This is a genomic window from Rhodococcus sp. JVH1, assembly GCF_000280725.2.
Taxonomy (GTDB): domain Bacteria; phylum Actinomycetota; class Actinomycetes; order Mycobacteriales; family Mycobacteriaceae; genus Rhodococcus_F; species Rhodococcus_F jostii_A.
The window spans coordinates 4,860,432-4,883,296 of record NZ_CP166289.1 but is presented as its reverse complement, the minus strand read 5'-3'; the positions used below and the strand labels follow the sequence as shown (position 1 = coordinate 4,883,296).

Annotated in this window: 21 protein-coding genes and 1 pseudogene; 8 read left to right on the top strand and 14 right to left on the bottom strand. The window is 66.7% G+C overall.

Annotated features, from left to right (window positions below; translation table 11 throughout):
- Window positions 1-93 precede the first annotated feature (93 nt).
- Window positions 94-1,269 (top strand): Nramp family divalent metal transporter, encoded by a 1,176-nt coding sequence (locus JVH1_RS22515; protein WP_009475651.1) that lies wholly within the window; start codon window positions 94-96, stop codon window positions 1,267-1,269.
- 90 nt (window positions 1,270-1,359) lie between these two features.
- Window positions 1,360-1,633 (top strand): annotated as a pseudogene (locus JVH1_RS22510) (YciI family protein); the annotation flags it as partial.
- A gap of 166 nt (window positions 1,634-1,799) precedes the next feature.
- Here JVH1_RS22510 and JVH1_RS22505 read toward each other — a convergent pair.
- Window positions 1,800-3,416 carry an amidohydrolase gene (locus tag JVH1_RS22505; protein ID WP_009475653.1) on the bottom strand — a complete coding sequence of 539 codons (1,617 nt, stop codon included), beginning with the start codon at window positions 3,414-3,416 and terminating at the stop codon, window positions 1,800-1,802.
- A gap of 42 nt (window positions 3,417-3,458) precedes the next feature.
- A complete protein-coding gene (locus JVH1_RS22500) occupies window positions 3,459-4,829 on the bottom strand; it encodes an MFS transporter (RefSeq protein ID WP_009475654.1) in 1,371 nt (456 codons plus the stop codon).
- A 123-nt stretch (window positions 4,830-4,952) separates the two neighbouring features.
- On the opposite strand from JVH1_RS22500, the gene JVH1_RS22495 reads away from it, so the two are divergent.
- Window positions 4,953-5,882 carry a LysR family transcriptional regulator gene (locus tag JVH1_RS22495; protein WP_237735156.1) on the top strand — a complete coding sequence of 310 codons (930 nt, stop codon included), beginning with the start codon at window positions 4,953-4,955 and terminating at the stop codon, window positions 5,880-5,882.
- 9 nt (window positions 5,883-5,891) lie between these two features.
- Here JVH1_RS22495 and JVH1_RS22490 read toward each other — a convergent pair whose 3' ends face one another.
- Window positions 5,892-6,746: an alpha/beta fold hydrolase gene (locus tag JVH1_RS22490; protein ID WP_009475656.1), complete on the bottom strand. Its 855-nt coding sequence runs from the start codon at window positions 6,744-6,746 to the stop codon at window positions 5,892-5,894.
- 69 nt (window positions 6,747-6,815) lie between these two features.
- Between JVH1_RS22490 and JVH1_RS22485 the strand changes: the two genes are divergently transcribed.
- Window positions 6,816-7,418, top strand: a complete 603-nt coding sequence (locus tag JVH1_RS22485; protein WP_043779452.1) for a CGNR zinc finger domain-containing protein — start codon at window positions 6,816-6,818, stop codon at window positions 7,416-7,418.
- A gap of 126 nt (window positions 7,419-7,544) precedes the next feature.
- Here JVH1_RS22485 and JVH1_RS22480 read toward each other — a convergent pair whose 3' ends face one another.
- Genes JVH1_RS22480 through JVH1_RS22470 form a run of 3 tightly spaced genes read right to left on the bottom strand, consistent with a single transcriptional unit; the run spans window position 7,545 to window position 11,582 of the window.
- On the bottom strand, window positions 7,545-8,903 hold the full coding sequence (locus JVH1_RS22480) for a styrene monooxygenase/indole monooxygenase family protein (RefSeq protein ID WP_009475658.1): 1,359 nt from the start codon (window positions 8,901-8,903) through the stop codon (window positions 7,545-7,547).
- A gap of 28 nt (window positions 8,904-8,931) precedes the next feature.
- Window positions 8,932-10,347 (bottom strand): LLM class flavin-dependent oxidoreductase, encoded by a 1,416-nt coding sequence (locus JVH1_RS22475; protein ID WP_009475659.1) that lies wholly within the window; start codon window positions 10,345-10,347, stop codon window positions 8,932-8,934.
- Window positions 10,344-11,582 (bottom strand): acyl-CoA dehydrogenase family protein, encoded by a 1,239-nt coding sequence (locus JVH1_RS22470; protein ID WP_009475660.1) that lies wholly within the window; start codon window positions 11,580-11,582, stop codon window positions 10,344-10,346. The genes JVH1_RS22475 and JVH1_RS22470 overlap by 4 nt, the downstream gene beginning before the upstream one ends.
- Before the next feature lie 259 nt (window positions 11,583-11,841).
- Between JVH1_RS22470 and JVH1_RS22465 the strand changes: the two genes are divergently transcribed.
- Window positions 11,842-12,090: an aldehyde dehydrogenase family protein gene (locus JVH1_RS22465; RefSeq protein WP_009475661.1), complete on the top strand. Its 249-nt coding sequence runs from the start codon at window positions 11,842-11,844 to the stop codon at window positions 12,088-12,090.
- Window positions 12,091-12,265: 175 nt separating this feature from the next.
- Window positions 12,266-12,478 carry a WhiB family transcriptional regulator gene (locus JVH1_RS22460; RefSeq protein WP_009475662.1) on the top strand — a complete coding sequence of 71 codons (213 nt, stop codon included), beginning with the start codon at window positions 12,266-12,268 and terminating at the stop codon, window positions 12,476-12,478.
- 372 nt (window positions 12,479-12,850) lie between these two features.
- Here JVH1_RS22460 and JVH1_RS22455 read toward each other — a convergent pair whose 3' ends face one another.
- Together JVH1_RS22455 and JVH1_RS22450 are read right to left on the bottom strand one after the other, a co-directional pair.
- Complete coding sequence (locus tag JVH1_RS22455) at window positions 12,851-13,429, bottom strand: hypothetical protein (protein WP_009475664.1); 579 nt, start codon at window positions 13,427-13,429, stop codon at window positions 12,851-12,853.
- Complete coding sequence (locus tag JVH1_RS22450) at window positions 13,426-14,187, bottom strand: ParA family protein (RefSeq protein WP_009475665.1); 762 nt, start codon at window positions 14,185-14,187, stop codon at window positions 13,426-13,428. Before JVH1_RS22450 ends, JVH1_RS22455 begins: the two co-directional genes overlap by 4 nt.
- A 382-nt stretch (window positions 14,188-14,569) precedes the next feature.
- On the opposite strand from JVH1_RS22450, the gene JVH1_RS22445 reads away from it, so the two are divergent.
- Window positions 14,570-15,580, top strand: coding sequence for an MBL fold metallo-hydrolase (locus JVH1_RS22445; RefSeq protein ID WP_237735157.1), 1,011 nt, complete (start codon window positions 14,570-14,572; stop codon window positions 15,578-15,580).
- Window positions 15,581-15,765: 185 nt separating this feature from the next.
- The gene (locus JVH1_RS22440; protein WP_009475667.1) at window positions 15,766-16,224 is read left to right on the top strand and encodes a hypothetical protein; all 459 of its coding nucleotides are present in this window, start codon (window positions 15,766-15,768) and stop codon (window positions 16,222-16,224) included.
- Between the two features lie 68 nt (window positions 16,225-16,292).
- Here JVH1_RS22440 and JVH1_RS22435 read toward each other — a convergent pair whose 3' ends face one another.
- The 6 genes from JVH1_RS22435 to JVH1_RS22410 all read right to left on the bottom strand — a co-directional run bounded on the left by JVH1_RS22435 (window position 16,293) and on the right by JVH1_RS22410 (window position 22,814).
- Window positions 16,293-17,045, bottom strand: coding sequence for an SDR family NAD(P)-dependent oxidoreductase (locus JVH1_RS22435; protein WP_009475668.1), 753 nt, complete (start codon window positions 17,043-17,045; stop codon window positions 16,293-16,295).
- Window positions 17,042-17,350, bottom strand: coding sequence for a YciI family protein (locus JVH1_RS22430; protein ID WP_009475669.1), 309 nt, complete (start codon window positions 17,348-17,350; stop codon window positions 17,042-17,044). Before JVH1_RS22430 ends, JVH1_RS22435 begins: the two co-directional genes overlap by 4 nt.
- A 1-nt stretch (window position 17,351) precedes the next feature.
- Window positions 17,352-19,085, bottom strand: a complete 1,734-nt coding sequence (locus JVH1_RS22425) for an FAD-dependent oxidoreductase (RefSeq protein ID WP_009475670.1) — start codon at window positions 19,083-19,085, stop codon at window positions 17,352-17,354.
- Between the two features lie 172 nt (window positions 19,086-19,257).
- Window positions 19,258-20,019, bottom strand: a complete 762-nt coding sequence (locus tag JVH1_RS22420; protein WP_009475671.1) for an IclR family transcriptional regulator — start codon at window positions 20,017-20,019, stop codon at window positions 19,258-19,260.
- A gap of 18 nt (window positions 20,020-20,037) precedes the next feature.
- On the bottom strand, window positions 20,038-21,390 hold the full coding sequence (locus tag JVH1_RS22415) for an MFS transporter (RefSeq protein ID WP_009475672.1): 1,353 nt from the start codon (window positions 21,388-21,390) through the stop codon (window positions 20,038-20,040).
- Window positions 21,391-21,536: 146 nt separating this feature from the next.
- Window positions 21,537-22,814, bottom strand: a complete 1,278-nt coding sequence (locus JVH1_RS22410; RefSeq protein WP_043779457.1) for a hypothetical protein — start codon at window positions 22,812-22,814, stop codon at window positions 21,537-21,539.
- Between the last annotated feature and the right edge of the window lie 51 nt (window positions 22,815-22,865).

Below are 22,865 nucleotides of genomic sequence, written 5' to 3'. Positions count from 1 at the left end.
CCCGTCGGAGGCGGTTCAGTGGTCGCAGACACCCCTCCGCCGCCCGGAGGTCGCGTCCGGCCCCAGCGCCGGTACTGGGTTCGGACCCTGGCCATGGCCGGTCCTGCGTTCATCGCCGGAGCGTGGCAGTTCGGGCCCGGCAACCTCGCCAGTGCCGTCCAGGCCGGCAGCGAGTACAGCTACTCGCTGATCTGGGTGATCGCCGTCTCGACCATCTTCATGCTCGTCTACGCCGACATGAGCGTCCGCCTCGGCATCCGCACCCCCGCGTCCATGATCAGCTCGGTCAAGGACATTTTGGGCCGACGCGTGGGCGTCTCCGCCGGCGTCGGAGTCTTCATCATCACCCTGTGCTTCTCCGTGGGCAACGCCGTCGGATCCGGCCTGGGACTGTCGATGGTCTTCGGCGGGTCCCCGATAGTGTGGTCCGCTGTCTGCACAGTCTTCGTCGGACTGATCCTGTTGTTCCGCAACGTCTATCGAACCGTCGAACGCGTCCTGCTGGTGATCGTCGCCCTCCTCGCGGCCACCTTCGTCTTCAGCGCCGTCATCGCCCAGCCCGACTGGTTCCAGGCCGTGCACGGACTCGTCCCGAGCATCCCGCCGGGTGGACAACTGCTCGTCGTCGCCCTCGTAGGCACCAACTTCTCCCTCAACGCAGCTTTCTTCACTTCCTACGGCACCCACGAACGTAAGCGCACCGCAGCCGAATACCGGCAGACCACCATCGCCGACACCATCCCGGGCATCGTCGCACCCGGCATCATGACCTCGCTCGTGATCATCGTCGCCGCCGCCGTCCTCGGCCGCCAGAACACCGAAGCAACCACCCTCGCAGGCCTGGCGAAGATCTTCGAACCCATCGCCGGCCCGATCGGATCGACGATCTTCGCGCTCGGGCTGTCCGGGGCCGCGTTCTCCGCGATGGTCGCCAACGCCACCGCCGGAGGCACCATGCTCTCCGACGCGCTCGGCAAAGGACCGTCCCCCAGCACACCGACAGCCAAACGCACCAGCGCCGTGATCCTCGGCTTCGGACTCCTGATCACGATCCTGTTCACGAAATCCCCTGTCCAGCTGATCATCTTCGCCCAGGCACTGACCGTGCTGATCGCACCGTTCCTCGGACTCCTGCTCTTCGTGATGAGCAACAACCGTCAGCTGATGGGCAACCTCCGCAACACCTGGTGGAAGAACATCATCGGCGCCCTGGGATTCCTCTCGATCCTGTCCCTGTCCGGCCTGCTGATCTACGAACTGCTCGGCTGACACCGACACTGGGCGGCACACTGCACATCGCAGTGTGCCGCTCGACTGCTGCATCCACCCCCTGACGCAACCCACGAGGAATCAGAACCCATGCCGCTCTTCGTCGTCGACTACACCTACTCAGCCGAGACCGCCGCAGGCCGTGACACGTACCGATCGGCACACCGAGCATGGCTCTCCGAACTGGTCGACCGCCAGACAGTCATCGCCTGCGGACCGTACGCCGATGACGGAGGTGCCTTCATCCTCATCGAGTCCGATACGACCGACACGGTCGCAGCTTTTCACGCACGATCCCTTCGTCATCCACGGACTCGTACCCGAACATCGAATTCTCGAATGGACGCCGGTGATGGGTCGGCTCCCCATCCTCCCCATATCGCATGGCAACGATGCAAGTGACCAGCAACAATGCGGGAATCGCGATCACCGTGCCGAGCCAGGAAAGCGTGGAAGAGTGCGCACCGAGAGCATCGACTCCTGACAGAACCGGCAGGGCGATGGTTCACTCGCCCCTCCGGCCCGTCGTCTCAGTCTCTTGCGTATACCTCCACGCCCCCGACAAACGTTGATTGGACACCGATTTTCGAGATCTGGTCGTGCGGTACTTCCAGCAGATCCTCGTCCAGGACCACGAAATCTGCGAGCTGGCCTGCGGCGAGTGTGCCCTTGCGGTCTTCCTCGCCGGTGGCAACCGCTGATCCTGTTGTGTAGATCGCGAGGGCTTCGGTCGGCGAGACACGTTGCGATGCCCCGACGAGGGCACCGTCCCACCCGGTTCGAGTGACCATGCTCTGCATTGCCAGGAGGGGTTCCACTGCTCCACAGGGAAAGTCGGAGGACCCCGCCACGGCTACTCCGGCATCGAGGAACGCCCGGTGGGCAAACATCCGCTCTACCCGGTCCTCGCCGTACCAGTCGATCAGATGGCTGCCATGTTGATGGACGTAGTTGCCGAAGGGGACCGCGATCGCGGATAGCTCGTTCATGCGTCGCAAGATGCCCTCATCCACCACACTGCAGTGTTCGATGCGGTGTCGCAGTCCTGGTCGAGGCATTTTCTTCTGCGCGGTTTCGAATTCGTCGAGGACGAGCCGGATGGCGCGGTCACCGTTGGCGTGGACGCAGACTCGGTTGCCGTCACCGTGCACCTTCTGGACCACCTCCGCGAGTTCCTCACGGGTGAGCACCTGGATGCCGTGATGACCGGTGTCGTGGTCCGGCTCTTCCAGCAGGAGGGTTCGTCCCCCGACTGCGCCGTCGACGAGCGCCTTCACTCCGACGAAGCGCAGGTGGTCGTCGCCGAAACCCGAGCGTAGGCCGAGCCGGTGTACTGAGTCGTAGTGCTCGGCGGCGAGAAGGAATCCGACACGCATCGTGAGCAGGCCCTGCTCGCGCGCTGCCTCGAACAGGCGAACGTCCGCGGGCCCGGCAAATGCGTCGCAGACCGATGTCAACCCTGCTGCGTGCCAACGGCGAATCACATTCCCCAGCGCTGCTATCCGCTCGTCGAGTCCCAACTCCGGTACGACCGTCCTCCCGTCCACATCGCCCTGGGCGTAGGCGAAATCGGTGAGTGCGCGCTCATAGAGAATGCCGTTGAGCCGACCAGTTCCGTCCCGTCCGAAGTCACCTCCGCTGGGCGGCTCCGAATTGTCGGTGATGCCTCCCGCGGCGAGCGCTGCGGAGTTGACCACTCCCCAATGACAGGCGACATGGAGGACGATCGTGGGAACGTTTCCGGTGACGGTGTCCAGGTCCCAGCGGGTCAGAACGCGACCTTCGGGCATCTTTGCGTCGTCGTAGCCCACCGCACGGACCCAGCCCTGTGCCGGGTCGCCCTTGGCCGCAGCACCGACCTTGTCGAGTAGCTGCGTGAGCGTGGATGCCTGCGAGGGTGACACGTCGAGCTTCAGTTCGTTCTCGGCGGCCATAGCGAGGTGCAGGTGTGCGTCGTGAAATCCGGGTGAGATCACCGCGTCTCCCCTGTCGTCGACCCATGCGGTGGGGAATTGTCGGAGTAGATCGTCGGAGTCGCCGAGCGCAACGATACGGTCACCGATCATCGCGATCGCGTTGGCGGATTCCGCAGCGGAGGTGAGGATTCGACGTCCGCGAACGATGCGCGGTCGTGCGGGTGTGTTCATGAGATGGTCCTTAGATCGTGATGGTGATGGTGATGGTGGTGTTCAGTCGACTTCGGCAACGACGTGACGCTCGGTCGCGACGTTGAGGCTGACATCTGTGCGCTCCGGGTGAGGGGCGGGCCGAGTTCGCGTTCGCCGGGCGAGCAGGACCACACACGCCAAGGTGAGCAAGGTGAGGGCCACGTGGTACACCGCCACCATGGCGATGCCGCTGCCGGCGAGGAGCCACTGAGCGATGAACGGCACCATTCCGCCGATCAACGTTGCCGACAACTGGTAAGCCAGAGAGATACCGGTATAGCGGATCCGGGCGTCGAACGCTTGCGCGAGGAAGCCGGCCAACACGGCAAAGTACGCCGGACTCGTCAGAGCACCGAGGGCGAGGCCGACGTAGATCAGACCGATGTCCCCTGTGCTGACCAGCGCATAAACAAGCGGCGTCAAAATCACCGTGGCGACCAGCGCCGTCACCATGATTCGCGTCCCCCCGAAGCGATCCGCCAGTAGTGCGCCGATGGGTTGGACGAAGAACTGCACGACCGTTGCCAGCAGCAAAGCCGACAAGATCGTCGATCGGCTGACACCCAGGTCAGTGGTCGTCCACGCAACCATGAACGTGCCCATGAAATAGGCCCCGCCGACACCGATCGCCGCGGCTCCGATTCCGAGAAGGAGCGGGACGGGAGCGGTTCGGATGGTTTCGAGTGCCGGCGCCTCGGAAATTTCCCCATGCTCCTTCGCTGCAAGGAATTCCGGTGATTCCTCTACGCCGATTCGAATGATCAACCCGACCAGAAGCAGTACCGCCGAGAAGAGGAATGGGATCCGCCAGCCCCAGGAGGCGAAATCGTCGGCCGGGAGTGTGCTGACGCCCAGAAAGGCGAGGGTCGCCAAGATGTTGCCGACGGGCGATCCCTGCTGCGCGAAAGCACCGAACAGCATCCGTCGGCCGGGCGGCGCGTGCTCGGCGGCGATCAACACCGCACCACCCCACTCGCCGCCCAACGCGAGTCCTTGCACCATCCGGAGCAGGATGAGCAGAACTGGAGCGGCGATGCCGATCGACGCGTAGCCGGGCAAAAGTCCGATGGCGGTGCTGGACAGACCCATCAGGACAAGGGTGGTGATCAGCGTCTTCTTCCGGCCGATCCGATCGCCGAGATGACCGAACACCACACCCCCGAGTGGACGGGCCAGGAAACCTGACCAGAACGTCGCGAACGAGGCGAGCAGTCCCACGGTCGGCGATGCCGACGGGAAGAACACGGGCCCGAATGCGAGTGCGGCCGCGGTACCGAAGATGAAGAAGTCGTACCACTCCACCGTGGTGCCGATCAGCGCGCCGAAGCCTGCTCTCCGAGCCCCGCGAAGGTTCGGGACGGCCTCGGAACCCGGGCCGGATATAGCGTTCATGCCTTCTCCTCGAAAGAAACGGAGCCATGAGCCGGCTCACAGTCACGTGCGTGGAGATAAGTGTGAAGAGTGCTGCTATAACCGTCCAATATCCATTTTGCAGCAGGCCGATGCCTAGGAGGCATGGTGGAGATCCGTGTACTTCGGTACTTCCTCGCGGTCGTCGACCACGGGTCGGTTACGGCGGCCGCCCGCGCGGTGAGAGTGGCGCAACCTTCGCTCTCCCGGCAACTTCACAATTTGCAGCAGAAGTTGGGTGTCGAATTGTTTCGCCGCGGACCGGGCGCCCTACGTCTGAGTGTCGCCGGCGAACGTTTCCTGCCGCTCGCCCGCGACCTCGTGGCGCGGGCCGACCAAGCGAGTTCAGTACTCAGGCACCTCGCCCGAGGCGACGACATCCCACTGACGATTGCGGCGCCGGCGACCACCATCGCCGACGTCCTCGGACCGTATCTCGCTGGTCGATACCTGAGGTCAGGACTGAACGACATCATCGAGCGGGATACCCGCACCGTGTACGACGCGGTCCAGCGCGGAGATGCCGACATCGGCATCTCGACGTTCCCTCCACCCGGGTCGATGGAGACCCGAGTCATCGGCCGCGCCCCGGTGTGCGCGCTGGCATCACCGGAACATCCCCTGGCCGGACAGACCCAAGTCTCCTTAGCCGACCTCGTTCAAGAATCGCTCATCCTGATGCACCGCAACAACGCTGCCCGACTCGCATTCGATACCGCCACCGCCGGCCAAGGCCTCGCCTACGTCGACCCCCGAGTTGTGTCAGTGACATCTGTGGCCAGAGCACTCGCCGCATCGGGCCAGGGGGTTGCCGTACTGACCGACCAACCCCTGTTCAACCTCATCCGCGTGCCGATCCAGATCCCCGAAGGCATCCTCGCCGTCACCCTCTATGCGGGCTGGGATCCCGAACACTTCGCCGCGCCCGCAGTGTCGGCACTCGTCGATTCGATCTCCGACTACCACCGAAACGTCCTGACGCCGACGGCGGAGATCACGATCTCCGACCTACTGCACACGCCCGACCGACCGTGACACCGGCGCTCACTGCGCGAGGAAGTCGGCGAGAGCCTGCGCCACGAGGTCGGGCTCGTCCTCGGTGAGGAAGTGCCCGGCGCCGGGAACGAGCGTCGCTCGCGCCCCGGGGATGCGGCGCGCGAGATCGTCGGCGAACGACCGGTCCAGCCATTCGTCGTCCGCACCCCACACGATCTGCACCGGCACCTTCACGGTGCCGAGTTTCTCGACGACGTCGGCGGTGTCGCGTTCGTCGAAGTATTGGACCTGGTCGAGGTAACGCTGCTGCCCGCTCGCGCCCGCGAAAGGACCGAGGTAGGCCTCCGCGACGGACGACGGCAGCCGACGACGGGTCGCGGTGTCGAGGTGTGCCTCGGTGATCCGCTGGAAGATGTGCGTCGGCATCGTGCGGTACACGTCGAGGTGGCGTTGCATGTGCTGCGCTACCGGCGTCACCCACGGCGAGAGCACCGCCGCGTCGAGGAGTGCGATGCGCCGGACCGGGACTCCCTCGACGAGGTGTGCGCGGAGCACCGTCGCCGCACCGATGTCGTGGCCGACCAGCACAGGCCGGTCGAGCCCCCAGTGTTCGACCAGCCGGGCCAGCACGCGTGCGTGCGTGCGGATCGCCACCGGCTCGCCGGGAACCGATGGGGAGTCACCGTAGCCGGGGAGATCCCAGACGTACACCGTGTTCTGCTCGGCGAGCCGGGGAATCACCGCGCGCCACAGATACGACGACGAGGGCGTGCCGTGCACGAGAACGACGGGTGGTCCGTCGCCGAAGACTCCGGCCGCGATGGTGGCGCCGTCCACCGTCAGGCGGTCGGGCAGGTGCCACCGGTCGGTGTCGGCCGAGCTGGAGATCTGCTGTCGAGTCATGATCATCCTCCCGAGACGTAATGGTTAAACTGACTTGGTAACCGTTACGCTAGGCGGAGGCTGTAAGTGATGCAACTGACTTTCACCGATTACACCTTCGGGGCATCGGTGGCGACGGCGCTCGTCCTCACCGCCCCTGAGGTGCTCGTCGCGACCGGTGACGCCCTCACCGACGGCGAGTCGCTGCACGCTTTCCTCACCGAGCACGGCATCGCCCGCGGAGACCGGCCCGCAACCGGCACCGATCTGGACGAGGTCCGTGCGCTGCGGACACGGGTGCGCGACGTCGTGGCCGCGCCGAACGAGGAGGCGATCGTCGACGGGGCCAACCAACTCCTACGCGTCGCCCACACCGTCCCCTTCCTCGGGCGCCACGACGGCACATGGATGTGGCACCTCGAGACCGCACCCGAGTCGACGCTCGCCGACGACCTGGCCGTCGTCATCGGAACGGGCCTGCTCGGAACAGTGGCTTCGCTGGGACCGAACCGGTTCCGGTCGTGCGAATCACCCTCGTGCAAAGGCATTTTCGTCGACACCAGCCGAGCGGGGCGGCGCCGGTTCTGCATGCCCCAGGTGTGCGGAAACCGTGTCAACGTGGCGAACTTTCGCGCCCGACGCCGTCGCGAACAGCAGGATCGCCCCGGTTCGGGCCCCACAGACGCCGGGTGAGGAGTCGATGACGATCCGGCGAAGGGTCCATTGGCTGACCTGGTCGTTCGGCCGACCGGTGGTGGCGGTCAGCAGCTGACTGCCACCACCGGCGCCGGATCATCGTGCGGGACAGCGAGGAGTTGCCTAGGCTCGGGCCGCCGCCGGCGACGCGGTGAATCCGGCGCTCGGCGCGAACCGTGCCAGCACGTCCTCGGCCGGTTCCCCGGCCGCGGCGGCGATGAACGCGAGAACGTCCTCCCGGGTGTCGAGACCGATCAGCGTGTCGGGTTCGGAGAGGAACCCGAACAGGGCCGCGGCAACGGGTTCGCTCACGGTCGCCGCCGGGAACAGCAATTCGGCGTGGACCGCGTACTTCGGATCGCCGAGGAACAACCGGGTGACCTCGGCAGCAGCGTGACCCCGTGTGTGCCAGTGCTTCTCGAACTGCTCGGACAACCAGTCGGCGGTGAACTCGCCGTCGTGCGCACGTGCCGCGTCGACGAGCGCGGCCACCTGCACGGCGGTGTTCTGGGCCCCCTGTCCGGCGAGGGGATCGAACGCGATCGCGGTGTCACCGATCGCCGCGACCACGTGGCCGCTACTGGTCGTCCCGACCGCGCGGCGCACCGTCGGGGTGACCGCCCCTTTCAGCCACGAGTGCGGGTCGGACTCGATCACCTGCAACCGCTCGATCTCGGGGGCGTCGTGCGGAAAGTAGTCGCGGTAGAAGTCGACGACGGTCTGCCGCGCGGAGTGCACGTCGGTGACCGCTTCGAACCGGTCCTCCCAGGGGCTGCCCGGCTTCGCGAAGCCGAGGAAACTCCATGTGGCGCCGGCGTCCTTGTGCAGGTACGGGCCGAGCCAGGCCTCACCGAAGTCGGTGTGCAGGTTGAAGAGATTGTGCGCGCCGCCCGCCGCGGACCGGTAGCCGAAGGTGTCCGCGCCGTGTCCGAGGCCCTGCAACGTCACCAGCAGCAGTCGGCGCTGCGGTTCGCTGTATACGGTCCGTTCGGTGTCCACCGGGAACAGCGTGGACAGCCCGCCCTTTCCGGTCGCCACGAGCGTCAGGTCGTGATCGGCGGCGATCGCGTCGAGGTCGTCGGGATTCACCGCCCGGACCTCGAAGCGGCCGCCGCGGTCCAGGAACCGGCCGAGCCGGTCGTCGGCCCGCAACCGCACGTCGACGCCCTGCGCGACGTACCGGAAGTCGGGGTCGAACTCGAGGACGTCGGCGCGGGTGTCGCCCTCCCCCGTGTGCAGGCGGGTGCTCATCCCGGTCGAGTGCGGACCGTCGGCGTAGAGGTCCTCGATGATGCGGGCGTCGGCCTCACGGGACTTACCGAAGTAGACGGCGGTGCCGGTGGCCGGGACGTCGTTGCGCAAGGCGACGCGGTCGCGGTCACTGTAGAGGGTGACGGTGAAACCGGCGTCGACGAGACCGAGCGCGGCGGTGGTGCCGGCCAGTCCGGCTCCGACGACGGCGGCGGTGCGGGGTGTACTCATGGGTCCTCCCGGTGGTTGTGGTGGTCGTTCAGGTGTTCGTGTACGCGCGGTAGCGGTCGGTCCGCGTCGAGAGGTCGCCGCCGAGGCGGTACCGCGCGCCCCGGTGGTCGGCGGGAAGCCGGTCGCCCTTGTCGAACAGCTTGTGGCGCAGGGTCCCGTCGGTGTAGCCCGTCGGGTAGGCACCCCGAGCCTGCAGCGCCGGCACGACGTGGGTGACGACGTCCTCGAACGAACCCGGCGTGATCGCGTACGCCAGGTTGAACCCGTCGACGTCGGTGTCGGCCACCCACTCCTGCAACTGCGTCGCGACGGTCTCGCCGGAACCGACGAACCGCGGCCCGAGACCGCCGATGCTCGCCCACTCCGCGATATCGCGCACCGTCCACTCGCGACCGTCGTCGGAAGCCTCCTGGAATGCGGCGACGGCCGACTGGATCGCGTTGCTCTCGACGTTTCCGATCGGGTCGTCGAGGTCGTACCGCGACAGGTCGATCCCCATCCAGCCGGACGTGAAGACCAGTGCGCCCTCGAGGTCCGCGTATCGCCGGTACTCCTCCTGCTTCGCGGCCGCGGCCTCGTCGGTGCTGCCCGTGATGACGGTGGACAGCGCGTAGATCCGCGCCGAATAGGGGTCGCGGCCGGCGTCGACGAGGGCCTGGCGGATCCGTGCGACGGTGTCCTTCAACACCCGCTTCGACGGCGGCCCCACGAAGATCGCCTCGGCGTTCTCGGCGGCGAACCGGACACCGCGCGGCGACGCCCCCGCCTGGTAGATCACCGGCGACCGCTGCGGCGACGGTTCCGACAGGTGGATGCCCGGGACCGTGAAATGCGTTCCGCGGTGCCCGATGTGGTGCACCTTCTCCGGATCGACGTACATGCCGCGCTCGGTGTCGCGCACGACGGCGTCGTCCTCCCACGAGCCTTCCCACAGCTTGTAGAGCACCTCGAGGTACTCGTCGGCGTGGTCGTACCGGGTGTCGTGGTCGAGTTGATCGGCGTCACCGAAGTTCCGGGCCGCGGACGGCAGGTAACCCGTCACGACGTTCCACCCGATCCGACCCCCGGTGAGGTGGTCGAGGGTGGAGAGTCGGCGCGCGAACGGATACGGGTGCTCGAATCCCGTCCCCGTGGTGATGCCGAAACCGAGGTGTTCGGTGACCGCTGCCATGGCCGAGACGAGCAGCAACGGGTCCGCGACCGGGATCTGGGCGCCCTGCCGTAGCGCGGCCTCGTCCGTTCCGCCGTAGACGTCGTAGGTGCCGAGCACGTCGGCGATGAACAGGCCGTCGAACAGCCCGCGTTCGAGGAGCCGGGCGAGGTCGGTCCAGTAGCCGAGGTCGGTGTAGCGGTGCGACTGGTCGTCCGGGTGCCGCCACAGCCCCGGCGACTGGTGGGCGACGCAGTTCATGTCGAAGGCGTTGAAGCGGATCTGCCGGGTCATGCCGGCGCGTCCGCGTCGCGCACGCTCTGCCGCTGCCCGGCGCTCCAGGCGTACGGCAGCGGGTCACCGTTCAGGACGTACGCCCCCACCGACTGCTGCTTGTAGATCAGAGGGTTGTGGGCCGAAATCGTGCGTGCGTTGCGCCAGTGCCGGTCGAGACCGAGTTCCGAGGAGGTGATCGACGCGCCCCCCACCTCGAACAACTGCGCGGTCGCGTCGAGGACGAGGCCGATCACCACGGACTGTGCGCGGGCCGCGGCGGCCTCGGCACGGTCCAGGAGTTCAGGGTCCTCACCACCGGCGTCGAGCAGGCGGTCGAGTTCGTCGGCGACGGCGAGCACGGTCGCGCGGGCGCCGTACGCGGCGGCGGACAGCTTGCCGATCACCTGCTGCACGAGCGGGTCGTGCCGGGGCAGGTCGGCGGCGGCGTGGGTGAACGTGCGGGTACGGGCACGAACCCATTCCGCCGTGTCCGTTTCCGCACGGCGGGCGATCCCGGCGAGGACGGCCAATTGCACGAGTTGCAGGTAGGACGTCGCGTAGGTGCGGCCGGGCGCGCCGTATCCGGGCCCGAGGATCCGGTCCTCGGGCACCACGACACCCGAGAACGTGGTCGTGCCGCTTGCAGTGAGCCGCTGTCCGAAACCGTCCCAGTCGTCGGTCTGGGTCACGCCCGGAGCGTCGGCGTCCACCAGCACCGACACCCGCTCGCCGTCGCGGTCTGCCGCGACGAGGATGTGATCGGCGTAGAGACTGCCCGTGCTGTAGTACTTCACGCCGTCCAGAACCCAGGTGCCGTCGTCGCCGCGGCGCAGCGTCGTCTGGTACCGGTCGGCGGCTCCCACCCCGGGTTCGGTGATGGCGTTGCCGACCAGTGTCCCCTCCGCCGCCGCGCGCAGCCACCGCTCGCGGTGGACCGTCGGGGCGGCGAGGCGCTGGTCCTCGACGAAGCTCCAGTGCACCCGAAGCGCCTGGGGCAGACTGGATTCCGCGGCAGCCAGGTCGATCAGCAGACCGAACAGCTGTCGGACCGACGCCCCGAACCCGCCGAACTCGACGGGGACGCGCAGGGCACCGAACCGCGCGTCGCGAAGCAGACCCACCTCGTCGAACGGCAACCGGCGATCCCGTTCCCGGCCCAGCGCGCCCTCGGCGATCCGGTCGAAGATCGGATGGAACCGGTCTTCGAGTTCGCGGTCGGTCACTGCCTCGGCCTCGATCGTTGAACTGCTCACGTGCCTGCTCCTCGGTGCGTCGACTATGTCGACACCACGATGGGCGAACGGGCCACGTGGGGGCACTACTTACGATCGCGCAGAGTCGAACGCTCGGCTCGCGCGGTCTGAGGTGCCGCTCTACCCGCCGTGCACGTCGAGCCGACCGATCATCGACGGAGGAACCGACAATCCCGGTGAAATCGGTTGGACAGCGGCGATATCCGCAGCTTCGCTAGCTTCCCGACCCGACGTCGATCGGCACACGAGGCGCCGAACGGTGATCGCTGGCGATGGTGATGTTCCGTTCGGCCTCTCGGCATCGGTCTGGACCGAGAACGCCCGCCGCAGCCACGAAGTTGCCGCGCGGATCGACGCCGGAACGGTGTGGGTCAACTCCCACCTCGTGCTGGCCAACGAAGTTCCGTGGGGTGGGTTCAAGGGATCCGGCTACGGACGCGACCTGTCGATCTATGCCCTCGACGACTACTCGGGTACCAAGCACGTCATGCACAACCACGGTCGATAGTTCATCCCGAGGTTCGTCCTGCCGGCGTCGACCGTCGTGCGAAACGTGGCGCCCGCCCTGTTCTCTGCGTGGGGCGGGCGCCGCAGTCCTATGTCCGGCGTCGTCCACCGGGAGGGGCGGGACCCACCGTCGATATTGCTGCCGCTCAAACCATCTGGACAAGATCGGAGTAGTCATGAAGTCCACCGCTCTGACCACACATCTCTACGCGCCCTCGACCGATCTGTGGCAGATGAACGCCACGTGCCGGAGCATGGGAACCGATCCTGCTCAAGGTGAGACGCGGCGATACCGCGAAGACTTCGCCACCCGGATCTGCCAGACCTGCCCGGTCCTCGAGCAATGCCGTACTCACGCGCAGACGGTGCGCGAGCCGTTCGGGATCTGAGGTGGTACCACGGAGTCCGAGCGCCGGTACGGTGACGACGTCAGGCCCGGGAAGGCGGACGGCGCCGCGGGTGGGCGCACAATCCGTCCGGCCGCAGGACGCCTGACAGTCTCCGGCCGGCACCCCGGGCCGGGAAGACGTCACCGGCCGACGTCGTCACCGTCGACGGTTCGATGACCATTCCGCGCGGACAGCCGTGTTCGTCGATTCCTCCGGTGCCACGATCTCGATGGTGTACTCGGTGAGCGCCGTCACGCAGATCCGGCTCCGCTCGGGAATGGGACGGGAGCAATCCGGAAACTCCGCTTCAAAATGTGGCTGTCCCCGACGAGTCGGTCGTGCTCACTGTCATTGTGGCTGCTCCTGGACGGACTAGTTGATGCGTGGCCCCCGGACGCGTTCGGCCTTGCGCGGCGGGAAAGGTTCGCCGTTGTTGTATGTGCGTTCGAGAACGGCGAGGTAGTGGGCGAGCGCTTCGTCGACGAGGGTGGACCAACTGTTGGGGGCGCCGGCGATGTGGCCGATGGCGGCGACGGCATTCTTGCCGTTTTCGGCCTTGGCACGGTTGATGTAGACGGATTCCTGCTTCTTGTCTGCGGGGACCCGTCTGGTGGTCTTCTCCTCGCCGAGGGCCACCGGTTCGGCGATGGTGGCTGCTTCTTGTGCGACGTCCACGCCCTGTTCGACGAGGTTCGGCAGTCGTCTCTTGCGGCGTTCGAAGGGGTTGTTGGCGAGCCCTGCGACGTCCACGCCCTGTTCGACGAGGTTCGGCAGTCGTGGCTTGCGGCGTTCGAGGGGGTTGTTCGCGAGTCCGGGCTTACGTGTCACGCTCGTCAGGAGGTCCGTGCGACGAGTGCTCGAGTGCGTCCCGTCCTGGTGCGCGCCAGTGCGGGGCTGGGGGCGGCGTTCGAGCGGGTTGTTGGCGAGTCCGGGCTTACGTGTCACGCTCATCGGATGTCCCTTTCGACGAGTTCTTGGGCGGCGTCGCGGTAGGCGCGCGCTGCGGCGGAGGACGGTGCCCACCTGACGACGGGTTCTTCGGCGCTGTAGCTTTCGCTGACGCGGACGGACTTCGGGATGATGGTGCGCATCGTCTGGTCGGGGTAGGTCTCGCGGAGCGCGGCGAGGACCTGCTGGTCGATGACCTGGCCGAGTTCGACGCGGCCGCACAGAATGTGATTGAGCCGCGCACTGGGATTGAGCAACTCGACCTGCTCGGTGATGTAGTTCTCGATCCGCATGAGCGCTTCGAGTTCCATGGCTCCCGTCATGACAGCGGCGAGCACTTCGGTGCAGGCGACGAGTGCGCTGATGGTCAGGTGGTCGAAGTCTCCAGGGCAGTCGAGGAGGTTGAAATCGACGTCGGGGGCGCCCGCGAGGGCTTTGCGCAGGACGCCGTGCGCACCGGGCTTCTTGAGGAAATAGGGCCCGACGGAATCGAGTTCCTTGGTGGCAGGAACGAGGTGGATCCCGGACGCGGTGATGGTGGTGGCATCTTCGATGCTCGCCACCATCATGAGCACCGACAGGACATCGTTGTCGACGGCTTCGGGCGTGGCGCCGAGCCAGGTGGTGGCGTTGCATTGCGGATCGAGGTCGACGACGCGGACGGTGTAGCCGGCTTCGACGAGGGCTTGGGCGAGGTTGACCGCGCTCGTGGTTTTGGTGGAGCCACCTTTATGGTTGACCACTGCGATGGTGCGGGTCATATGGGCCTGTCCCTTCGTGTACATATAGTGACGTAGCTCAAGATACTTAACTTGGCCGAGGCACGCGGATGACCCGCCGATCTGAGCGCTGAACCCTCAACTTCTGTGACGGCGACTACACGCAGGGGAACTACAGCCGCGTTGGGCGGGAGTGCGGCCTGACGATTCGGCCCGCACCGCCGGCCCGCTCCCCTATAGTCCGAGTACCAACGCGGCCAGTGTGTGAATATGCAGGGCTACCGATGACCCGCATTTCATCGGATGCAGATGTCGGGAACTGCCGCACACAAGTCGAGTGGCGTGTTAGAACGAACGAGTGGCACTCGGCGAACAGATCGAGATCGACGTTCGGACACGCATGATTGTGGGTCAAGAGCTCGATATGGCCGCTCACCAGCCAGACGTGGGCAACGTGATCGTTCACCGAGCCGGCGATCTCCTGGTGCTCGTCGACAGCGGGGTAACAACCGTGATCCGCGACGCGATCCGATCCGCTGCCGACGACCTCGCACCATGGTCGAAGATCCTGCTGCTCACCACCCACGGTCACCCCGACCATGTCGGGAACAACGACATCATCACAGACCTCGGCGACGGGCTCGACCCCTCGAACGTGCACCATTTCGTCAGCGCGCACGACGCGAGCCAGTACCACGATCACGGGCTCCCCTACTGGACAACGAGCCTTGAACGCGTGTCCGGCCTGGTACCGGGTTTCGAGGATCCGGCTGCGGCAGCTCGCCGGCTCCTCGCCATGTACCAGCCCTACGTTCCCGTCACCGACATCACCCGAACCTACGAGGAACTCCCGCTCGAGCACCTCGTCATCGGCTCTCAACACATGTCGGGTTGGTCGTTCGGCGACGGTGCCGTTCAGGTCATCCGCACCCACGGCCACTGCGCCGGCCAGGTCGTCGTCCACCTTCCCGAAGCGCGGTTGCTGCACCTGTCCGACGAACCGAACGGCCCGTGCGGCGCGATGCACGACGCCAACCAGATGAATATCTTCGCCGCGCTCGCCCAGGCACTGACGCTGGTCGAGACCGATGCTGTCGACATCGTCACCGAAGGCCATGCGTTCGAGGTGTTCGATCGCCCGACCGCAGCCGAGCGTCTGTCGACGCTGCTCGATCAGGCCTCGGCGCTCGACGGCGCCGCACAGGCACTGCTCAGCGGTGGCATCGACGACCTTCCGGCGTTCGTCGCCGCCTTCATTGCACGCTCCCAGGCGCTCGGCGTCTCGGGTGCGAACCCGAACCCCATGTTCAACACCATGATGACGATCGCCAAGCTGCGCGAGCTGAGCCTCGTCGCGAAAGGCGAAGGTCCGCAACAGACATGGAGCCGCCCCGTGCTCGACGACCCGATGGGCGCACCATCATCGGTTGAATGACCCTCGACCGGTGTAGTTGCCGTACCCCTTCCCATCCCACTTCCCTTATCGAACGTCGTCACCGGAGTGTCGGCACTGCGCCCAGTCGGCTTGTCAGGATGTCGCTTGATCTCGTCGGAGGTCGGAGGTCGGAGGTAGGGACGAAGCCGTTGCACACCCTCCGGTGATCGAACCAAGATGGGACTGTGATCATCGAACGCAGTTCCGTCGTCGGCGCACCGATTGGACAGGTGTGGGCGAGGGTCGTCGACCCGGAGGGGATCAACGACGAAATGCGTCCGTGGATGACGATGAGCATCCCGCGGGGCCGGGAGTCGATCACCATCGACTCGGTCCCGGTCGGCGAACCGCTCGGGCGGGCGTGGCTGCGGCTGTTCGGGCTCGTCCCGTTCGACTACGACGATCTGACCATCGCCGAGCTCGAACCGTACCGGCGGTTCCACGAGAAGTCGACGATGCTCAGCATGCGCCGGTGGGAGCACGAACGGACGCTGCGGCCCTTCGACGACGGGAGCACCGGCGTCCACGACCGGATCACGTTCGAGCCGAGGCTGCCGCTGGTGCCGCTGACGCCGGTGCTCGCCCGCGTCCTGGGCGCGTTCTTCGCCCACCGGCATCGCCGTCTCGTGCGGCATTTCGACTGACGGGCCCGCCCAATGTCACACCGGTGCAGTCGGACTGAACCAGTGCGACATTGGGCGCGGCAAACGAGTCAGTGCGCCGTGTACCCACCGTCGACGACGAGTTCGGTGCCGGTGGTGAAACCGGACTCGTCCGAGGCGAGGTAGAGCACCCCGTACGCGATCTCGTCGGGCTCCCCCTGCCGCGGGAGGGGGTTGCCCGAGACGAGTTGACGGTAGTACTCCTCCGATCCGATCGCGCTGCCCTCGGCCGACCGCCGGCTCATCGCCGTTCGCATCGACCCGGGGTGGATCGAGTTGACGCGAATGCCGTGCGGCCCGTATGTGACGGCGTCGGCCTTGCTGAGCAGCCGCACGGCACCTTTCGACGCGTGGTACAGCGGGACGTTGGAGCCTCCGGTCAGCCCGTGGATCGACGAGAAGTTCACGATGCTGCCCTTCTTCCGGCCAATCATGTGGGGCACCACGTGCTTGGTGGTCAACCAGATACCTTTGACGTTGACGTCGAAGATCTGGTCGAACTCGGCGACCGACGCCTCGTGCGACGGCGCGGGCCGCCCGATGATGCCGGCGCAGTTGACCAGGATGTCGGGAACACCCACCGTCTCCACCACCGCTGCGACGGTCTCGGCGACGCCGGCCTCGTCGGTAACGTCGACCGCGAATGACGTGATCGCCGTCGAATCCCACGGCGCATCCGGCACTTTCAGGTCGAGGGCTGCGACCAGCGCGCCCTCTCGTGCGAGCATCCGCGCGGTCGCGCCGCCCAGGTCACCGTTCGCCCCCGTGACGACGGCAACCTTCCCTGCCACTCGACCCGTCATGACCTACCTCCCGCTGCTGCGACGGCCCACGGGCCGATCATCGGAATCCATTCGGTGATGTCGTACGACGCTACGAACCCGTGCGTCCGGAACGGGTCGCCCTCGACGACGTCGACGACGTCCTGCTTGCCTGCGGCCTCGTAGATCATCGCCGCGCCGGGTTCTTCTCCGGCCGCGAACGGTCCGGACCCGAGGATCAGCCCGCGGTCGGCGGCGGCCTGCAGGTGGCTTTTGTGTTCGGGACGGTGCTCGTCCCGGCCGGCCGTGTCGCCGGTGTAGGTGTAGCGGACGAGGAAGAACGGCATGTCAGACCTCTTCCAGAACGGTCGGCGCGACGGATTCGCTCCGCAGCGACGCGAGAATCTCGGCGTCCCGGCCGATGGTGTATCCGAAGACGAGGGCGGGCCCGATGTTGGCGCCGTAGCCCGGGTAGCCGCCGCCGAAGATGCTGACGGCCGCGGAACCGGCGGCGAAGAGTCCGGGGATCGGTTGGTTGTCGTCGTCGAGGACCTGGCTGTGCCGGTCGACGGCCAGACCGGAATAGGCGCCGAGGTCGCCCATCTCGATCTTCGCGGCGTAGTACGGCCCCTTGTCGAGCGGCTCGAGGTTCGGGTTGGGCTGGTGCTCCATGTCGCCCTTGAAGTGGTGGAACCAGTTGGATCCGCGATTGAACTTCGGGTCCTCCCCCTTGGCGGCTCCCGCGTTGAACTCGGCGAGGGTCTTCTTCAACCCGGCGACGTCGACACCGATCTCGAGGGCGAGTTCCTCGACGGTGCCGGCCTTGTGGAGGAATCCGGTCTTTTTGAAATAGCCCTGTGGGATCGGCCACGGCTTGGCGTAGCCGATCCCGTACTTGTTCATGGCTTTCGAGTCGGCGATGATGTAGCCGAATGTCTCGTTCTGGCCGGCATTGTCCTGAATCATCGCCATGCCGAAGTCGTGGTAGGAACTCGACTCGTTGGCGAAACGTTCGCCCTTGCGGTTCACGGCGATCAGACCGGGGAGCCCGAATGCCCGCAGGTGCGGGAAGATCCGCTGCTGTCCGCGCAGACCGGTGAACACCGTCACCGGGGCCCACGCGGCCGGCTCGTGGACGTCGGTGTCGACGTGCCCGCCGAGCGGCGCGGCCAGGCGCACATTGTCGCCGTCGTGCCCGACCGTGGGAGTGAAGTGGTTGTCCCCGTGCGGATCATGACCCCAGTACTCGGCTCGCAGCGCCGGATCCGACGAGTAGCCGCCGGCTGCGATGACAACGCCGAGCCGCGCCTCGACCGTTCCCGCGTGCACTCCCCCGAGCACCGCCCCGGTGACGACCCCGTTCTCCGACTGCAGAATCTTCGTCACCGGCGTCTCGGTCCACATCCGGATGCCGAGCTTCGCGGCGGACGACACCATCCGCACCATCAGCGAATTGCCGTTGGTCCGGTCGAACGATCGGCGGCAGAGCACCGTCTCGGCCCACGTCTTGAGGAGCTTCTTCGACACGTAGGCAAACGATTTCCACGACTGGTTGGCGTGGAGGAACTGGGCGATGTCGGGTCCGACCTCCGGCATGTAACCGAACACGGTGTAGGTGTCGAGGTAGGGGCGCAACCGCAGCCGGTTCTCGCCGAGCGTGCGCGCGTCGACCACCTTGCCCGAGATCGCGCGTCCCGACGGTTTCGCGCCCGGCGCGTCCATCTGGTAGTCCGGAGCCATTTCCGGATAGACGAATTCGACGTCGGTGTCGCGTTCGAGCCAGTTGATGGCCTCGGGCACCTCGTCGAGGAACGTGTCGACCATCTCGGCCTTGTAGCAGTCCTTGGCGAGGGCGCGGATGTAGGTTTCGATCTCCTGACGGGTGTCACCCTGCGCGACGCCCTGCTTGTTGCCGGGCACCCACGCCCAGCCGCCCGAGATCGCGGTGGTGCCGCCGAGCCACTGCGACTTCTCGGCGACGATGACGCTGTGCCCTTCGCTCGCCGCCTTGAGTGCGGCGGCCATGCCTGCGGCCCCGGATCCGATGACCAACAGGTCGCATTTGACGGTTTTCGAGCTCATACGTGGACCTTCCCTGGAGAGTCGGCACTCGATCAGGCGTCGGCGAAAGGTCTGGTGTGCAGCGCCTTTCGGCGCGCGATGCGTGATCGGTGACGGTGTGTTCGCGACAACCACTCTGACCGACCCGAGACCCGAGTCACAGCGCGACTCCAATGGATGGAAAGAGTTTCTGTCAGTGCCGCGATCCGCGCGTCATCGCCCGGGTAATGCCGCGCGACGCCGTCGTCAGCGCCGCGACCACCGACTGCGGGTTGGCCTGATCGTGCGGAATGACGACGGACAGGGCGGCGATCACCCGGCCGCCGTCGGTGTCCCGCACGGGCACGGCGACTCCCGTGGCACCCGGGGTGATGAGACCGGCGGCCACCGCGAAATGCTGGTGCCGCACCTCGGCGAGGAGACGTCGCATCTGGTCGGGATCGGTGACGGTGGCGTCGGTGTAGCGCTCGAGCGGCTGCGACAGCAGTTCGTCCTGCACGTCGCGGGACGCGTTGGCCATCAGAACCAGACCGGACGAGCAGGCGTGCACCGGAAGACGTCCGGCGATCTTGGTGACGTTGACGACGGACCCGCGGGTGGAGAGCCGTTCGACGAACAGCACCTCGTTGCCGTCGAGGATGCCCAGCTGGGTGTGCTGCTTGATCGCGGCGTTCACGTCCTCCATGAGCGGCATCGCGGCTTCACGCAGGCTCAGGGTGTGCGAGCCGCGGGAGCCCAGTTCCCACATCCGCACGCCGATGCTGATGCGGGTGTCGTTGCGTTCGAGGAGGCGGTACTTCACGAGTTCCCCGACGATGCGGTGCGCCGTCGCGACGGGGAGGTCGGATCGACGCGCGATGTCGGACACCGACAGGGACGGTGTGTCCGCGTCGAAGGAGGACAGAACCCTCACGACGCGGGCAGTGACCGATTCTCCTGTCGGTGTCCGTGACATCGCCCTATTGTCCTCCGGCTACTCCCGCGGGGGCGACGGACGCCCGAGGTCGGCCAGCGGCACCCGGTACGTCTCGCGGGCGGTGAAGGCGGCGACGGACGAGACCAGCATGCAGAGGGCAGTGAACACCGCGACGGGGACCCACGCGTTCACCCCGGTACCGAGCAGCGCCCAGCCGATCGCCGGGGCGAATCCGGCGATGAGGAAGCCGATCTGCGTACCGACCGCGAAACCGGAGTAGCGCACCGGCGCCGCGAACATCTCGGTGAAGAAGCTGGGCCACAGGCCGTTCACCATCGAGTAGAACAGGGTCATCGTGAGCAGCGCGGCGAGGAAGATCAGTGGAATGGAGCCGACGGAGATGGCCCAGAAGTACCCGAAGATCGTCACGGCGCACCCGAGGGCACCGGTGATCCAGACGGGGCGACGTCCGACGCGGTCCGACAGCCTGGCGAGCAGCGGGATCGCGACGATTGACCCTGCGATCGACACCGACGACGCCCACAGCATCGTGGTGCGGTCGATGCCGACGTCGGGTCCGGTGGCGTAGGTGAGCCCGAAGACCGTGAACACCGTCTGCCCGACCGCGAACAGCGAGCACAGCGCGATCCGCAGGACGTCCCGCCACTGGGTGGTCACGACGGTGACGACGGGCAGCTTCTGCACTTCCGCGTGCTCGCGTGACTCCTCGAACACCGGGGTCTCGTCGAGCTTGGTGCGCACGAAGTAGGCCACCACGAGCATCACCGCGCTGCACCAGAACGGAATTCGCCAACCCCAGCTGTCGAGTTGATCCTTCGGCAGCGCGGCCACGGGGATGAAGACGAGGGTCGCGAGGACCATCCCGGCGGCATATCCGGTCATCGTGAAACTGGTGAAGAACGCCCGTCGCCCCTCGGGTGAGTGCTCGAGCGTGAGGGTGCTGGCGCCGGCGGCCTCACCGCCCGCGGAGAATCCCTGTGCGAGGCGGCACAGCACGAGGAGTATCGGGGCGGCGATGCCGATCTGCTCGTACGTGGGCAGGAACCCGATCGCGAGACTGGACAGACCCATGATGAGCAGCGTCAGCAGCAGAATCTTCTTGCGGCCCAGCTTGTCTCCGAAATGTCCCAGCACGATTCCGCCGACGGGCCGGGCCACGTAGCCCACCCCGAACGTCGCGAGCGCGGCGACCGTCCCGATCGCGTCGTTGCCCGCCGGGAAGAACGTGTGCCCGAAGACCAGGGCGGCGGCGGATCCGTAGATGAAGAAGTCGTAGTACTCGAGTGCACTGCCGAGGAACGACGCGAGTGCCGCCTTCTTCGGCGTCTTCGCGACCTCGGTGGGTGTCGCGGTCGTCGGGCTGTCGTGCGTGACGGCGGATACGTTCATCGACTCTCCTGCGATCGGGCCTGGCGTGGTGTGACACAACGTGCCAACAGGCCCACGCGTGCGCAACGTCACTTCCATCCATTGGAAAGCCGGCCTCACGCCCCGGACGAACGGGACGAACGAGCGTCCCGTTCGTTCGACAACTGCTACTGGTGCGCCGGGGACAACTCCCAGCCGGTGCTCATGTCGCGGGCCAGGTCGGGCACCCGCCGCAGCACCCGCTGGCTCTCGACGAAGTCGCGGAACGGGATGGCCAGCAGGGCCCGCAACTCTCCCGGACGACCCTCGGCGAGCCGCTGGTAGGACGACGCGATGTCACTGACGATGTACTGCCAGCGCGGTTCGCGATCGGCCCAGTTGAAACCCGGCAGGGGCGTGCGGAGGGGATAAGCCGAGCCGTTCACGTCGCCGTCGACCGACATCGGCGCAACCTGTCCCGGCGCGCGCGAGCCGGGAACCGACGGTTGCGCCGCGAGGGTCGTGGCGTAGGTGAGCGCGCGGCCGACGCCGTCGCGGGCTGCTGCGGTGACGTCCCACTGATCGGCGATGATCTGATTCTGCTCGCGCGACGCCATCCGGAACAACGCGTCCGCGTAACCCACCGGAGTGCCGGAGAAGATTCCGTTCCACGCGATCTCGGCGTTCTCGTCGAGCAGTCCGGCGTCGGCCATCTCCTCCACAGCGGCCCGGCCCTCGTTCAGGTACGCCTCGTGCATGGGCACCATGTCGAAGTAGATGTGCTTCTGCATCATCAGCAGGCGCTTCTGGTACCAGTCCATGTCCTCGGCGGTCATCGCCGGGCCGACGCCGGCGAGGGTTCTCGGGTCCGCGGGCAGGAGCGTCATCGCCTCGCTGGGTAACCCACGGACCGTCGACGCGACGGCGTTGCCGAGGGTGTGGACGGCGTCGACTCCGAGCACGGTGCGGCCGAGGTCGAGGTCCCAGAATCCGGCGGCGAACGATCCTCCCGCCAGCCCGGCCATGCCGGACCAGTAGAGCTCGGTGCGCCGGAGTTGGTACCGGCCGTAGTTCTCGTAGACCCGGTCGACCACCGCCGCGTTGGCGATCAGCCCGGCGTTCGGATCCCACGCGGCCAGGTCGATGCCGGACGCCTCGGATCCACGAGCGAGCCAATACTGTTGCAGAAGAGCGGAATACCGCGTGGGAGCGATGCCGTCGGAGCGGGCGGCCGACAGCGCGGCGCCGAGAACGGCGGAATCGGTGGGCAGCCGGGGGTCGAGTCCGCCGATCGACTCCGCCGCCGCGTTCGCCGGCATGATGTCGAGCAGCCGCTCGTAACCGGTGGAGTGCGCGACGATCGGCGGCGGCGCCGCGAGCGCGACCACCCCGAGCAGCGCGACGAGCACCGCGCAGATCGTCGTGGTGCGGACCCACGGCGTTTGGCAGTGCACAGCACCGGGCATGTCAGGTATTTAACAACATATATGTAATGCCGTCAGAGGTTTGCCCGAATT